The organism is Ralstonia sp. ASV6, assembly GCF_016429285.1.
Classification (GTDB): Bacteria; Pseudomonadota; Gammaproteobacteria; order Burkholderiales; family Burkholderiaceae; genus Ralstonia; species Ralstonia flaminis.
Genome location: NZ_JAELUI010000137.1, coordinates 1 through 14740 on the forward strand (window position 1 = coordinate 1; position 14740 = coordinate 14740).

Genomic DNA, 14740 nt, shown 5'->3' on the forward strand with positions numbered 1-14740 from the left:
GGTAGACACCGCGGACTTAAAATCCGCTGCGCCCTCACCGGCGCGTGCCGGTTCGATCCCGGCCTCGGGCACCAATCCCCTTCTCTTCTTTTTCTTGCTCCCGCTGCCTCACGAAGCGTGGCACGCGTGCGCCTTCGGTGCGTCGTCGTATTCATCGTGACGGCGTACCCATGACATAGGGCCGGTCTCGTTGCGACCCAGCGGCGCACGATCGAGCAGCAGCAACGTGCCAACCATGTCTTCCAATCCACGCGCGTAAGTCGAGTACGTGTGGAACACGTTGCCGGCCTCGTCCTTGTAGAACGCGCTCATGCCAGGCAACTCGTCGTGGGCCTCGGCGCTTGGGGTGGCAGTGTAGTTGTAGTCGACTGCCCCGCTCGCCAACTCTTCGGGCGAGAAGCTCACGCGGTAGTCGTGGTTGAACGTGGTGCCGAACGAGGACACCCACGGAAAATGCCAGCCTATGCGTATCTTGTAGGCGGCGATCGCCTCCATCGGTGCACGCGACACGGCGACCAGTGTCACATCGTGATGATTCAGATGCGGCAGCATGCCGCCTAGATGATCTGAGAGAAACGAGCATCCGGGGCAGCCCGCTTCCCAGCCCGGCCCGAGCATGAAGTGATAGACCACCAACTGACTGCGTCCGTCGAACAGCTCAGCCAGCGTCTTCTTGCCATCCGGCGTATCGAACACGTACTGCGCATCGACCCTCACCCACGGCAGTGCCTGGCGCTCAGCGTTGATGGCGTCGCGCAGGTGGATCGCCTCTTTCTCTCGCGTCAGCAATTCACGACGCTTGATGAGCCATTCGTCTCTTGAAACCACGGGATGCGGTTGCATGATGAAGCCCTCGTCTACAGCAGTCAGACAGGACTTCATACTAGGCCGCCTCTCGCGAATGAAAAGGCGCGGCGCGCAAGTCGCGATTCAGGTGCGACTTGCGCGCCATGGAAGCGCATCTGCAGCCTCTACGCGCCCGGCCTCAGGTGTCGAGATCAGCCCATCAGCCAGCGCACGCCAACGTTGATCAGTGCGCCACCCACCACCAACCCGACCCACAGCACGGCCGCACACAGCAGCGGGCGCACACCGGACTTCAGCAGCATCGGCACATGCGTCTGCGTGCCGATGGCGAACATCGCGCAGGCCAGCATCGCCGTGTCGATCGCGTCGATCGGGGCGTGCCATGCGGCCGGAATCGCACCTGCCGAGTTCAGCAGCGTCACGCCGAGCAGACCGACCGCAAACCACGGCATCGCCTTCCATGCGTGACCTGCAGCCTTGCGCAGCGCACCCTCACGGGATTGCGTGGAGACGGCACCATCATCGGCAGCGGGCGTCGTGCAAGCCAGCACCACCAGCAGCGGCGCCAGTGCCAGCACACGCACCATCTTGCTGACGACCGCCGCATTGGTGGCGTCGTCACCCAGCGGCTTCGCAGCCGCAATCACTTGCGCAACCTCATGCATCGTCGAACCGATGTAGACGCCAAAGTGTTCCGGCGTCACTGCCATGCCCGCATGCGCCAACAGCGCGTAAAGCCACGGATACAGGAAGATGCCGACGGTGCCGAACAGCACCACACTCGCAATCGCTACGGCCGTCTCACGCGGTTGCGCCTTGACTGCCGGCGCCACAGCCAGCACCGCCGCCGCACCACACACAGCGCTGCCCGCTGCCACGAGCACGGCCTGCGTGCGGGCAAGGCCGAACCAGCGCGTGCCGATCCAGGTGCCGGCCAGCATGGTCAGCGCCAGCACCAGCAGCGGAATCGCCACGCCGGAAGCGCCCAGATCATGAATCTGCGCCAGCGTCAGCCGGGCCCCATAAAGAATCACCCCGGCACGCAACAGCGTGTGGCGCGCAAACTGAATCGCGCCGGGCGTCAGCCACCGCTGGTGCCCCGGCACATGCCCCATCACCATGCCGAGCAGGATGGCCAACGTCAGCGCGCTCAAACCCAGGTGGCTCGCCCAGCCCATTCCACCGAGCACCACCGCCACCCCAGCGCATCCGAACAACACCCCCACGCTCAGCAGAGTGCGGCCATCAAACCCGGACACCACACCCTGGGGGGGCAACTGTTTCTGTGCAATTGTCATCACATCCGCCTTGCTTATTCGCTATACGCATAACGATATGCGGCACGTGATAACATGTGAAACGGGTAATTTTTCTAAGAATGACCAGTTTTATGGATAAAAAGGCTCCCCGTGTCACGCTGCGCCAATGGGCTGTCTTTGCCGCCATCGCGCAGTGCGAGACCACCACTGCTGCCGGCGAGCAACTCGGCCTATCGCAGTCGGCGGTGAGCGCGGCGCTGGCCGAACTGGAATCAGCGCTCGGGCACCCACTGTTCGACCGGCACGCACGACGCCTCCATCTGAATGCGCTGGGGCGGCAACTGCTGCCACAAGCCCAAGCCCTGCTCGACCACGCCGGCGCCCTGGAGCACGCCACCGTGCAGCCCAACGTGCGCCTGAAGCTGGCCGCCAGCAGCACGATCGGCAACTACGTGCTGCCTGCCCTGCTCGCGAGCTTCCGGCAGCAGATCGCCCCCGACAGCCAGCTCGACGTGCTGATCGGCAACACGCAGGACGTGGTCGATGCAGTGCAGCGCTTCGAGGTGGACATCGGCCTGATCGAAGGCACATGTCGTGGAGAAGCACTGGAAATCGAAACGTGGTTCGACGACGAGATGGTGATCGTCGCGGCGCCGCGGCATCCACTCGCGCAAGGGCCCGTTTCACACGCGGCACTGCGCGAAGCCAGCTGGCTGATGCGCGAACCGGGCTCTGGCACACGGGAGTTGATCGACAGCCGCATTGCCTCGGTCGTCGGGCCCCTGCATGTGGCACTCGAACTCGGGCACTCGGAGGCGATTCAACGTACGGTAGCGGCAGGCTACGGCATCAGTTGCCTCTCACGCCACGTGGTGGCCGATGCGCTGCGCGACGGCCGGCTGGTCGAGGTACAGAGCGACTTGCCTCGCATCGCTCGTCCATTGCTTATCGTGCGCCATCGCGACAAGCATCCGACGCACGGCCTGACGCAATTTATCGACGCGCTACACAGCCACGCGAGCCTGCGCTCGGACGATTCGTAAAAAAAATCGCACAAAGGACTAGCGCGATCCAAAAAAGGTTGATATAGTCTCATTTCTTCGCGGGGGCGTTAGCTCAGTTGGTAGAGCAGCGGACTCTTAATCCGTAGGTCGAGTGTTCGAGTCACTCACGCCCCACCAGAATATGAAAGGCCCGACAGGCAACTGTCGGGCCTTTTTCATTTCTGCAATTTCCATCGCGAAGACATGGATCCGTGCAGATCCATGTCCGGGTAGCGCGCCGCTATTCCGCCTCTGCCACAAACGATACGAACTGCGCTGACGACCACACCTTCTGGTCGCCCCGCTCCCGCCCGTGGAAGTACACCGGCCGGAAGCCAAATGGTCCGTTGACCGGCTCGACCTCCAGAGCCCCGCTCACGTCGACTGGCAAGGGCCGCTCAGTAAGCCGCTCCACCGCAATGAACAGCTCGGTACCGCCGAGCTCAAGGCGCAACCCGTCCTTGGCAAGCAATTCGGCCCCACTGATCTCCCAGTGGAAATCCGGCGCATGGGCAAACGGATTGCGCTGCAGCGGATCTCCGACCTTGATGTAGCTGTCGATGTGTCCTTCGATTACGATCCGCGCGGCGGCGAGGTTGCCGATGTCGATCTCGACGCTGTCGGCATCGCCATAGGTGTCGCTGCGAAAGCCGATGTCGGTGGTGCCTTCTCGCCAGCAGGATTCCTCCAGGTGCTCGAAGCCATGGCCGCCAAAACGGTGGATGGTGCCGTTGAGAATGCGGATGCGCCCCTGCCAGGCAGCCCAGCGGTAGCGATCCCGGATGCGGGCGCCGCCCCAGCGTATGCGAATCAGCCGATCGGAGAAGCCGGCTTCCTGATGCAGGTTGCGCTCCCAGATCAGGCCGGTGTGGTCATACGCGGCGAGGTATTCCCAGCCGGCCTGGCCCAGGAACCGGTAGTCAAAGCGCGCGGGGCCTTGATGTGTAAAGGCGTCGCCCTGGATATGCTTGCCGCTGCGTACCAGCAGCGCCGTGTGTTCACCAGTGCTGGCCCAGGTGTGGCGTGCACGCAGGGCTCGGCCAATCGATTGGCGGTCGAGCCGCTCAGCCAGCACACCCGTCAGGCCGCCACGCACACCGAACACCTGCACACCGGGCGCACCACCAGCGGGCCGCCCGCGATGCTCATCGCCGCTGGCGGCCACGCCGAGCTGGTAACCGCGCGCGATCACGTCACGGTACAGCCAGTCGAAGTGCCCCCAACTGGAGGCGATCTCCACGAGCCGCTCGAGCTGCGGGTGATGCCAGTCCGGGATATAACGGCGCCCGCCCACGTGCGGCATGATCAAGTGCTGCTCCGGTGCGTCGATGTACGCGTCCCACAGTTCCTCGATCGGCCAGCGGCCAAGTTCTGCGGCGCTGCCCTTCATGTCTTCATTCCACACCAGCGTGCGGTTGTGCTCGCCGCGCGCGTTGTAGGGGAAGCCCGGCGTTTCATCGCCGAGGAAAACGACGTTGTGGTCACCGCCGGCGGTGGAGCTGCCGCACCACTCCTGCACCGGATACGCGACAAAGCGGCCCGGCTCATTGAAGGTGTTCACGGCATCCAGCCCGAGCTTCCAGTTGGCATCGGTGATCTGGAAGTCGTTGACGGTGTAGCCGAACACATCAATGCCGCCGATGTCGCGCGCGTAGGCGGCGTTGTATGCAGGGCTGTTGGTGCCGACGGTGTCGTGGGCGTGCACGTGCAGGTCTGCATAGAACGCGCGCGGCGCGTTGGGTGCATCGAAGATCGACAACCAGGCGGTGCCCTTGCTCACGTGGGGCGCGTTCAGCAAGACGGCCTCCAGTCGAAGCGTGCCGGTGCCCGTGGGCAAGTCATCGATGCCGAGCGTGGCCCAACCGCCCTCCGGTACCGGGTAGTCGCGCTGATGCACAGGCGTATCGCCATCCCAGGCCGTCACGCGGATCGCACCGCCCACATTCGAACTGATGTTTCCCCACCGGTCGTGCAATGACGTGCGCACCGACAGTGGCGTGCCCGGCCGAGCAAAGCGCGGCGCCTGGAGCAACACCTGTGCGGGCTGTCCCGCGTGGATGTCGATCACCACATCGCCTGGCACGGCCACAAAGCGCGAGGTACCCAGCGGGTCAACGTACAAGCGGAAACGAAAGCTGTCTTCGATGAAGGTCTGCACACGCGTGCCGGGCCCGCCGCGCCGCCGGTCGCCCAGGCGGATCAGGATGTGGTCACCCGCGTTCAGGTAGCCGTCGAGCACGTCGACGATGATCGCCTTTTGGAACGGCCGCTCGTGGCCCTTCTGCTCGAAGCGCACACCCAGCGCCTGAACGGTCGCAGGGCTTTGTCCTGGCACCAATGAGCCGGCTTGGTATTCGGCACTGAGGTAGTTGGCGCCGGTCGGGTCGGTGGTCTGAAACAGCGCCCAGTCGGAATAGAACTTGAAAGTGGTTTTCAGCCACGCGCCGTCGGCAATGCCCGAGGCTCCGACTTCATAGTCGATCAGGATCTCGGCCCACTCGCCCGCCTCCAGCCGGCTCACCGAGCAGGTGGCCCGGCCAGCAAACGGCAACGCCTTGTTCTTTTCATACAGGCCAGCGGGCGCGTAATGCTCGCCCAGCCGCTCCCGCAGGGCGGCATAGCCCAACGCCGGGGATGCTCGGTCGTTCATGGAAGACTCCGATCAATGGAAAGGCCACGGTGCACCCGCGTCCCATACGGGCATGCCGAGATGCGCGTACCACGGCGCCATCACGAACACGCCATAGACAATGCCGATCAGCACGGACACCACACCCACCTTTGCGTAATCCGCGGTGGTGAAGGTGCCGCTGCTGTAGGCGACCACGGCGGCGGTGATCTGCGTGGGGAGGATGTAGGCAAAGCTGTCGCTATCGCACACCAGCAGCGTGAAGGCCACGGGATGCAGCCCCAGTTTGGGCGCGAGCGCCAGCATGATGGGGGCGATCATGGTGACGGCAGCCACGTTGGAAAGCATGGCGAGCCGCGCCACGTGCGTGCCGATCATCACGATCAGAAGCGCCAGCCACCACGGGTGGCCTTGCGCAAAGCGATACAACCAGTCGGCCACCCACGGTGCAAGGCCGGTCTCGCTGATGGCCGCAGACAGGCTGAGCGCACCCGCCAGCAGAAAGAACGTGCCCCAGATCGTACGGTTCTGAATGTCCTTCCAGCCCAGCCCGGTCAACCCCGGCACGAACAACGCCGCCAGACCGAGCAGTGCCACGATCTCGGAAGGCTGGCCGTGCCACGACTCGGTGGCCCATAGCACAGCCACCGCCGCGAACACCAGCAGAATGGCCTTGGCATGACCGCCTGCCGGCGGCAACGCGGCACGCTCAGCCGCAATCGCGGCAGTGCCGCCGGGCAGACGCACGGCGCGCGACTTGAAGTAGAACTGCACCCACAGTTGCGTCAGCACGAACATGCCCAGGTAGGGCCACTGCAGTTTGAACCAGTCGAGATAGGACAGATGCAGGCCGAGCTGCTTCTGCAGCAAGCCCACAATGACCAGGTTAGGCAAGTGCGCGGTCAGGATGCACATACCGCTGATCATCGAGCCATAGACCAGCGACTGGATGACGATGGCCTTCTTGGCGCTACGCTCGCGCGGCGTGTCGCCAAACAGATCGGCGATGCCATTGACCACCGGCAGCAGCGCCGCCGCACGCGCATTGGCCGCCGGCACCAGAAAGCTCAGCACAAAGTTGATGGCAAACATCGACCAGATCACGCCATTGGCGGTGCTGGTCTTGAGCTTATCGAGCAGCCACAGCGCAATGCGGCGGTCCAGCCCCGCGCCCTGCATAATCGACGAGAAGAGGAACGCAGTCAGGCACAGGAACACTACCGGTGTGGCGAAGCCGCTGGCGGCCTTGGAGAAGGGTGTGACGGCGTGCGCAAGCACCAGCAAGGCTGGAATGAGAATGCCGCTCACCCCCACCGGCACCGCTTCGCTCATCCAGATCACGGCAGCCCAGGCCACCACGGCCAAGGTGGCACGCCCCGCAGGCGACAGCCCCTCTGGCTGCGGCAGCACAAACAAGACAAGCAAAAATGCCGCCCACGCCGCCACAAAACCGAGGCGCGCCTTGAGCAACGGGTTGAGCCGGAAGCGAACACCTGTGATCGCCTGGCCAGATTGCCAGCCAGACTGCGAAGACAGCGATGACGGATTGACTGGACTGCTCACGATGACCCCATGACGGTTTGCTGGATGCACAAAGACGCCATGCTGGTCAATCTGCTCCCCTTTCAGGGCAATGCTACGGACTTATGCCGGGCCGCCAACGAATCAGTTCGCATATCGTCATGACCCGGCTGTCGAAGCGGATCAAGCCGCAACTAGCCGCGGCCGGTCGATACCGTAATCAGGGTTGAAGCGCACCGCGCTGCGCGGTGCGCCACTTCACCGAGGTCAGCTAACAGTGGCCTCGATGCGCAATTGCATGCGCAAGCGCAGCGTCTGGCCGGGCATCAAAACGCGTAGCCCTGTCCCCTTGCAGCCCTGCTCGGCCAGATTGACCGCATCCGCCACGTGCGAGACCGGCTCCATACAGAAGTAAGGCTGCCCACTCGGCGCATGCAGGATGAAATGATCGAGGGGATCGTCGGCGCGCAACGTGAGCGTTGCCCCGTCGGCGCGTGACACGACGGCCTGTCGCTGCCAGTTGCTGTAGTAGACGCTGAGGGCGTCGCCTGGCAATGCACGTGCATTGCTGAAATCTTCGCGCGCCGTGATCGGCTCGCTACGGATGGCGACCTCACCGGCATCGGTTGGCCACATCGTCTCGGCGATGAACCGTACATGCATGCCCGGCGTGCGAACGAAGTATGGGTGAAAGCCACCACCGGCAGGCATATCGTTGCTGCCGTCGTTACGCAGCGTCATGACGGCCTCAAGCCCCTCTGGGCTCAGCACCAGTGTTTGTGTAGCGGTAAATGCCCAGGGCCAGTTATCGGCTTCAGGCACATAGCGCAGGCCGAGCACGATCGACGAAGCAGTCAGTTGCTCAACCGCCCACGCACGCGCGTGCGCGACACCGTGCATGGCATGCGGCAGGCCCGGATGCGGCGTGAGACGAATCTCGCGGCCGGCCCAGACAAAGCGGCCATCGCGGATGCGGTTGGAGAACGGCAACAGCGGGTAGCAGCCCGTCTTGGGCCATGCCAACCCGTCGAAGCCATCACGCAGGCAAGCCTCGGACATCGGCGCCAGCCAATCGATGCGCTGGCCGCCCTCGCCGGCCGAAGCCAGCGAGGCAATGCGACCACCCGCCGCCGGCGCGACAGTCATCGTCAGCGCGCCGGCGCGCAGGGTGTGCACCGGCCCCGGTGCGAGCCAGGTCTGACTTTGCATCAGAACGAGTGACGTACACCCACCATGCCAACGAACTGGCTACGCCCATTGGACGGCGTACCGTTCTGCGAGTCGCCCACGGATGCCACCGCATCGACGATGGCGCCGTTTGCAAGCCGCTGACCGCTGGCGCGCTGGTAGCCTTGGATCGCATAGAAGGCCGTGCGCTTGGACAGCGAGTACAACTGCTCCATCGTGAACTGGTTGTACTTTGCCGGAGAAGTGATGCCGTTGCGCGCTTTCTCAGCCGTGTAGCTGTAGCCAACGGCCCAACGGAATGCCGGCGTCAGGTCATAGGTGGCAATCACGCCCACCGTGTTGAACGTGGCGGATTGCGTAAACGATGAAAATGCACCCGGCTTGTACTGCACGTTCGAGTAGTTCAAACCCACCATCGCCTTGCCGAACGTATAGCGCGCCGCCGTAGCAATGAGTTGCGCCGAGTCAGCAGACGCGTACCCCGCATTGACCGGCGAATTGATGGCGAAGTCGCCGACATTGCCGAAGCTGGCCGTCTTGTTGGCTGTCGTGTTATCGGCAAGGTTCTTCAATCGCGTATAGCCCACACCCCAGCCGAAGCCTTGGTAGTCATAGCGCAGACCGGCGCTCACGCTGCTGCCGTTCGAAATGCTGCCCGCCTGTTCACCCAAGCCGTATTGCACACCCGCCTGCAGGCCGCCGAACACGGGCAACGTATAGGTAATGGAGTTTTGCATACGCAGGGTGGTATCCAGTGCATCCACGTCGCCCGGGTGCGCGCCAACTGCGCCGGTCAGCACGTTGGTCGGACCCAGTGAAGCCACATACTGGAAGTACGGCGTATAGGCGCGGCCCAGGATGACCTGGCCATAGTTCGTGTTGCTCAGGCCAACATAGGCTTGGCGATTGAACATGTAGCCCGACTTGCTCTGCGCGCCCGTGGCAGCGTTGATGCCGCTTTCCAGCCGGAACAGCGCCGTGTTGCCACCGCCCAGGTCTTCCGTGCCGTACAGACCGAACTTGCTGGCCAGCAAGGCGCCCGAGTTGATGTAGGTATTGGAATGCCCGCCCTGGTTGCTCGAATACGCAAATGCGTTGTCGACCACGCCATACAGCGTGACCGACGATTGTGCCGATGCGTGCATCGACACCCCTGCGCACAGCAGCACGGCGCATGCACAGACAGGTTTGACAGAAAATTTGGCTCGTGTGGTTTTCATCGTTGTTATCTCGGTTTTGGTTATCTCCAGCTCCTTGGGGAAACCGTGCATCTCCGGGCTCTCCGCGCCCGGTTTCGATGCACGGTGGATGCGGCACTAGGCCAGCAACTGCAGCGTCAGACGGCGCCAGCCGCCTGCAACGTTGTCTTCAACAATACGGGCCTGTGAGGCCTGCACCTGCCGCGCCTCGGCAGCGGGCAAATGGATCTCGATGGTGTCTGTCGGCACGGGCATGCGGCCTTCGCGCGAGACATGCAGCGTGACGGTCAGCGCGTCTGACACGGCGCGCACGTTCCAGCGGCCCTGCTCGCCGTGGCGCCAGGCCTCGGTCTCGCCGTCGTCCTCGATGCAGCCGCCAACGGCCTCGCCGGCACCGCTCGTGGGTACCACAAGGAAGGCACGCTGATCGGCACGCCGGTCGAAATGCTGCTCGGCCACGTTCAGCGCAACCACGCCGCCTTCGCGAATCAACATCACCGGTTGGTCCCACGGCGAAGGCAGCGTGACGGTCTGCCCGCCCTCGAATGCCTCACCGCTCCAGTACGACACCCAGCGCGCGCCGGCGGGCAGGTAGACCTTGCGCTCGACCTGCCCTTCCTCCACCGTCGGCGCCACCAGCAGCGACGCACCCAGCATCATGTCGTCGCTTTCGTCATAGCAGCGGCGGTCCGTCGGGAACTCGGCAAAGGTCGGGCGCAGCACCGGCTCGTACGCCTGTGTCGACTGCCACAGCAGCTCGTATAGATACGGAATCAGGCGGTAGCGCAGCTTGATGAGCGACGCGATCTGCGCGGTGACCTGCGGATACATCCATGGCTCGTTGACAGTCTTGTCGTCATTCCACGAGTGGATGGAGAAGCGCGGCATGAACACGCCAAACGCCACCCAGCGCACCAGCAGTTCCGGCGAAGGGGCCGGGCCAGAGAACCCGCCGATGTCGTGACCGATGTTCGACACGCCCGAGAGCGAGAGCCCCAGGCCCATCTTGAGGTTGTAGCGCAGCGTTTCCCACGAGGTGTAGTTGTCCCCCGACCAGGTCTGCGCATATCGCTGCATGCCGACGCCACCCGAGCGCGACACCAGGAACGGCCGGCGCTGTGGCGCGTATTCGACTTGTGCCTCGCGCGAGGCACGCATCATCAGCATGGTGTGCAGCACCTTGGCTTCGCGGATCGGGTGCTTCTTGCCAAACCCCTGCGCAAAGGCATCGGGTGACCACACCTCGAACTCGTTGTTGTCGTTCCAGGTGGAGACCATGCCGTATTCGAGGAGCGTGCTTTTGACGTTGGCCTTCCACCAGTCGAGCGTTTTCGGGTTGGTGAAGTCGAGATACGCGCCCACCTCGTCCCAGAACTGCACCCAGGCCGGTTCACCACTCGCATCGCACACCAGCAGGCCGGCTTCCTTGGCTTCCGCAAACTTGGGGTGATCCTGCAGCAGGCACGGCTTGATGTTGGGGCACAGGCGAATGCCGGCATCCATGTAGCTCTGCACGAAGCCGCGCGCGTCTGGGAACTTGTCGGTGTTCCAGTTGAAGACGTAACGCTTCGGGCCAATCGACGTGTAGCCCGACGACAGGTGAAACGAATCGCACAGGATGTCGTGCTCGCGGCAACCCTTGATGAACTCGCCCATCTGCTCCTGTGCGTTGGGCGCGTCGGTGTACGTCATGGTCGAGCCGGAATAGCCCAGACCCCACTTCGGCATCCATGCCGGACGACCTGTCATCCACGTAAAGCGGCGCGTGGCATCGAGCGGTGTATCGGGCGAGGCGATGAAGTAGTAGTCGAGATCGCCAAACGGCGCCGCAAAGTACCGATAGTGGCCGTGGTAGTTGTCCAGCTCGCGGCCCATGTCAAAGCTGCAGTCGGACAGCGTGTCGTAGAACAGGCCGAAACCCGTGCCGTTCTCCGGGTGCCACGTCACGTAGAACGGGATGTGCTTGTACAGCGGATCGGTCGTACGCGCGCTGTAGCCCATCGCATCGATGTTGCGCATCTCGTAGCGCTGGTGGGCACGATTGAGCTCGCCGGCGCGTTCACCCAGGCCGAAGTACATCTCGCCCGGTTCGCGACGCACGTAGTGATAGACCTGATCGTCCCAGTAGCCAAAGTTGTAGGCCTGGGTGGCGCGATCGTGCAGCACCGCCTGCCATTGGCCAGCGCGGCTGATCTCCCACGTACAGAAGCCGCCCACGAGTGCAATGCTCAGGCGGACCTTGCTGGTCTGCACGCACAATGTGCTGGCGTCAGACTGCAGCGCAAATGCCGGCAGCGAGAACCCGCTGAGGTCACGACGGTTGCGCCCTTCGAGCGGCGTATCGTCGGCGCCCGGCGCAATCGACCACGTGGCCGGGCCGCGCAAGTCACCGTGCGGCAGTACCAGCACACGGATGATGTCCTCTTCAAGCACGAAGACTTCAATCGCAGCGCCAGTGCTGCTGGTCAGGCGAAGGCGGTTGCCTTGTTGCGCCTGGAGTTCGAATCGGGGGGGATGCAGCATGGACATCGGTTTCAATTCAATTTGAAGCGGAGAGTTTCATCTGGCGTGCAGCACGCTCTTCCTGAGACTGACCGCGGATCAGGATGATCAGCAGCACGGCGGCAATCACATCAAACGCACCCAGCAGGCTGAACAACGGGCCATAGCCCACCGTATCAGCCAGGGCACCCACCACAGCAGTGAATGCCAGACCGCCAATCCAGCCGGACATACCGGCAAAACCGCTGGCTGTACCCACTTCTTGCGGATCGAACACGTCTGCGCTGAGCGTATTGACTGACACGGAAATCATCTGGTGCGCAAAACCGCCCACGCAGAACAGCGCAATGGCCACATAGGGCGACGCCACCAAGCCCACGCATGCCGGGCCGATCATCATCAGCGCGCCCAGTACCACGCCGCCCACACGTGACCACACCAGCGGCAGGCGGCCATACTTCATCAGCAGCGGCGACAGATAGCCGCCAGCCATGCCACCCAAGTCCGCCGCGAGGAACGGCAGCCACGCAAACATGGCGATCTGCTTCAGATCCATGCCGCGCTCCTTGAAGAAGTACAACGGGATCCAGAAGCTCAGCGTCTGCCAGGCAGGCTCGGTAAAGAACCGCGCCAGGGCGATCGCCCAGAAACGGCGCGACAACACGATCTCGGAGATCGGCCGCTTCTCGTGCTTGCCCCCCGCCGAACGCAGTTGCCCGTCGGTGATTTTTTTCAGCTCTTGCTTGGACAACCGCGGATGCTCGTTTGGCGAACGGTAGAAGGCAAACCACAATGCCGCCCAGAAGAAGCCCAGCGCACCGGTCACCACGAACGCGGCTTGCCAGCCGTGCCGCATGGAGAGGAACAACACCAGCGGCGGTGCCAGCATGGCACCAAACGACGTGCCCACATTGAACCAGCCCGTCGCCACCGATTTTTCCTTGTCCGGGAACCATTCCGCCACGGCCTTCATGCCCGACGGAATGGCCGCTGCCTCCGTCAAACCCATCAACGCACGAAAGCCTGCCAGTGACAGCCAGCCCGTCGCGCCTGCGTGCAGCACACCGGAAAACGACCACAGCACGGCAAACAGCGCAAAGCCGATGCGCAAGCCGATCAAGTCGACGATGAAGCCGCAGACCGGCTGCATGAGCGTGTAGCCAAACTGAAACGCCATCACCACGTAGCCGTACTGCTGCGTGGTCATGGACAGATCTTCCTTCAGCGTGGGCGCCAACACGCCGAGTGAATTGCGCGCCAGGTAGTTCATGATCGTGCCCAAACACACCAGCACGATGATCCACCAGCGCAAACCCTTGATGGTCTTCAAAGTTCGTCTCCAGACATTTTTTGTTTTTTGAAGGGCGGCCTCACACCGCCCCGGGTCTATCTACTTCAGCGCACCAGACACGGACGCTTGTTGTTGAACTTCCAGTCCGGCACAAGGTATTGCATGGCGGCGGCATCGTCGCGTGCGCCCAGGCCGTGCTGCTTGTACAGCGCGTGCGCCTTCTCAACCTGCGCCATGTCAAGCGTCACGCCCAGGCCCGGCACGGCGGGCACATCGATCTCGCCGCCCACGATCTGGAACGGCTCGCGCGTCAGACGCTGGCCGTCCTGCCAGATCCAGTGCGTGTCGATGGCGGTGATGTTGCCGGGCGCGGCAGCAGCCACATGGGTGAACATCGCCAGCGAAATGTCGAAGTGGTTGTTGGAATGCGAGCCCCAGGTCAGACCCCAGTCGTCGCACATCTGCGCCACACGCACGGAACCCTGCATGGTCCAGAAGTGTGGGTCAGCCAGCGGGATGTCGACCGAGTGCAACTGGATGGCGTGTCCCATCTGGCGCCAGTCGGTGGCAATCATGTTGGTGGCAGTCGGCAGGCCGGTGGCACGGCGGAACTCAGCCATGACTTCGCGGCCGGAGTAGCCGTTCTCGGCACCGCACGGGTCTTCGGCATATGCCAGCACGTCGTGCTTGTCGCGGCACAGGCGGATCGCCTCTTCCAGCGACCAGGCCCCGTTCGGGTCCAGCGTGACGCGCGCGTCGGGAAAGGCCTCGGCCAAAGCGGTGGTGACAACCATTTCGTCGTCGCCGCTCAGTACGCCACCCTTGAGCTTGAAATCCTTGAAGCCGTAACGGGCGTGCGCGGCCTTGGCCAAGCGCACCACGGTTTCAGGCGTCAGCGCTTCTTCGTGGCGCACGCGGGTCCAGTCGTCGGTGGCGTCACTGCCGTCCGCATAGTCGAGGTTGGTGCGCTTGCGGTCGCCCACGAAGAACAGGTAACCCAGCACCGGTACCTTGGCACGCTGCTGCCCCTGCCCCAGCAAGGCGGCCACGGGCACGCCCAGGTGCTGGCCCAGCAAGTCCAGCAAGGCGCTTTCCAATGCCGTCACTGCGTGCACTGTCGTGCGCAGGTCAAAGGTCTGCAGCCCACGCCCGGTCGCATCGCGATCAGCAAACTGCCGGCGCACGGTATTGAGCACGTTGTTGTATGCGCCGATCGGCTGCCCCACCACCAGCGGCGTCGCGTCTTCAATTGTCTTGCGGATCGCCTCGCCGCCCGGCACCTCGCCCACGCCGGTATGGCC

Annotated in this window: 10 protein-coding genes and 1 tRNA gene; 2 read left to right on the forward strand and 9 right to left on the reverse strand. The window is 63.5% G+C overall.

Going from position 1 to position 14740, the window contains the following annotated elements; translation table 11 throughout:
• Positions 1-108: 108 nt before the first annotated feature.
• The gene (locus tag JHD73_RS21995) at positions 109-843 is read right to left on the reverse strand and encodes a thioredoxin family protein (RefSeq protein ID WP_199032319.1); all 735 of its coding nucleotides are present in this window, start codon (positions 841-843) and stop codon (positions 109-111) included.
• Between the two features lie 155 nt (positions 844-998).
• On the reverse strand, positions 999-2105 hold the full coding sequence (locus tag JHD73_RS22000) for a YeiH family protein (RefSeq protein WP_199032320.1): 1107 nt from the start codon (positions 2103-2105) through the stop codon (positions 999-1001).
• 92 nt (positions 2106-2197) lie between these two features.
• Here JHD73_RS22000 and JHD73_RS22005 point away from each other — a divergent pair, with 92 nt between their 5' ends.
• Both JHD73_RS22005 and JHD73_RS22010 read left to right on the forward strand, forming a co-directional pair.
• Positions 2198-3109: a LysR family transcriptional regulator gene (locus JHD73_RS22005; protein ID WP_199032321.1), complete on the forward strand. Its 912-nt coding sequence runs from the start codon at positions 2198-2200 to the stop codon at positions 3107-3109.
• 62 nt (positions 3110-3171) lie between these two features.
• Positions 3172-3247 (forward strand) — tRNA-Lys (locus JHD73_RS22010).
• 103 nt (positions 3248-3350) lie between these two features.
• On the opposite strand, the gene JHD73_RS22015 is transcribed toward JHD73_RS22010, so the two are convergent.
• The 7 genes from JHD73_RS22015 to JHD73_RS22045 all read right to left on the reverse strand — a co-directional run.
• Positions 3351-5759 (reverse strand): hypothetical protein, encoded by a 2409-nt coding sequence (locus JHD73_RS22015; RefSeq protein WP_199032322.1) that lies wholly within the window; start codon positions 5757-5759, stop codon positions 3351-3353.
• Between the two features lie 12 nt (positions 5760-5771).
• A complete protein-coding gene (locus tag JHD73_RS22020; RefSeq protein ID WP_199032323.1) occupies positions 5772-7301 on the reverse strand; it encodes a DASS family sodium-coupled anion symporter in 1530 nt (509 codons plus the stop codon).
• A 225-nt stretch (positions 7302-7526) separates the two neighbouring features.
• Entirely contained in the window at positions 7527-8468 is a 942-nt protein-coding gene (locus tag JHD73_RS22025) for an aldose 1-epimerase (protein ID WP_199032324.1), read from the reverse strand.
• A complete protein-coding gene (locus JHD73_RS22030; RefSeq protein WP_199032325.1) occupies positions 8468-9667 on the reverse strand; it encodes a porin in 1200 nt (399 codons plus the stop codon). Before JHD73_RS22030 ends, JHD73_RS22025 begins: the two co-directional genes overlap by 1 nt.
• Before the next feature lie 96 nt (positions 9668-9763).
• Complete coding sequence (locus JHD73_RS22035) at positions 9764-12175, reverse strand: TIM-barrel domain-containing protein (protein ID WP_199032326.1); 2412 nt, start codon at positions 12173-12175, stop codon at positions 9764-9766.
• Positions 12176-12185: 10 nt separating this feature from the next.
• Positions 12186-13478 carry an MFS transporter gene (locus JHD73_RS22040; RefSeq protein ID WP_199032327.1) on the reverse strand — a complete coding sequence of 431 codons (1293 nt, stop codon included), beginning with the start codon at positions 13476-13478 and terminating at the stop codon, positions 12186-12188.
• A gap of 65 nt (positions 13479-13543) precedes the next feature.
• Positions 13544-14740, reverse strand: a 1197-nt coding sequence (locus JHD73_RS22045) for an enolase C-terminal domain-like protein (protein ID WP_199032328.1), incomplete at its 5' end; no start/stop codon positions are given.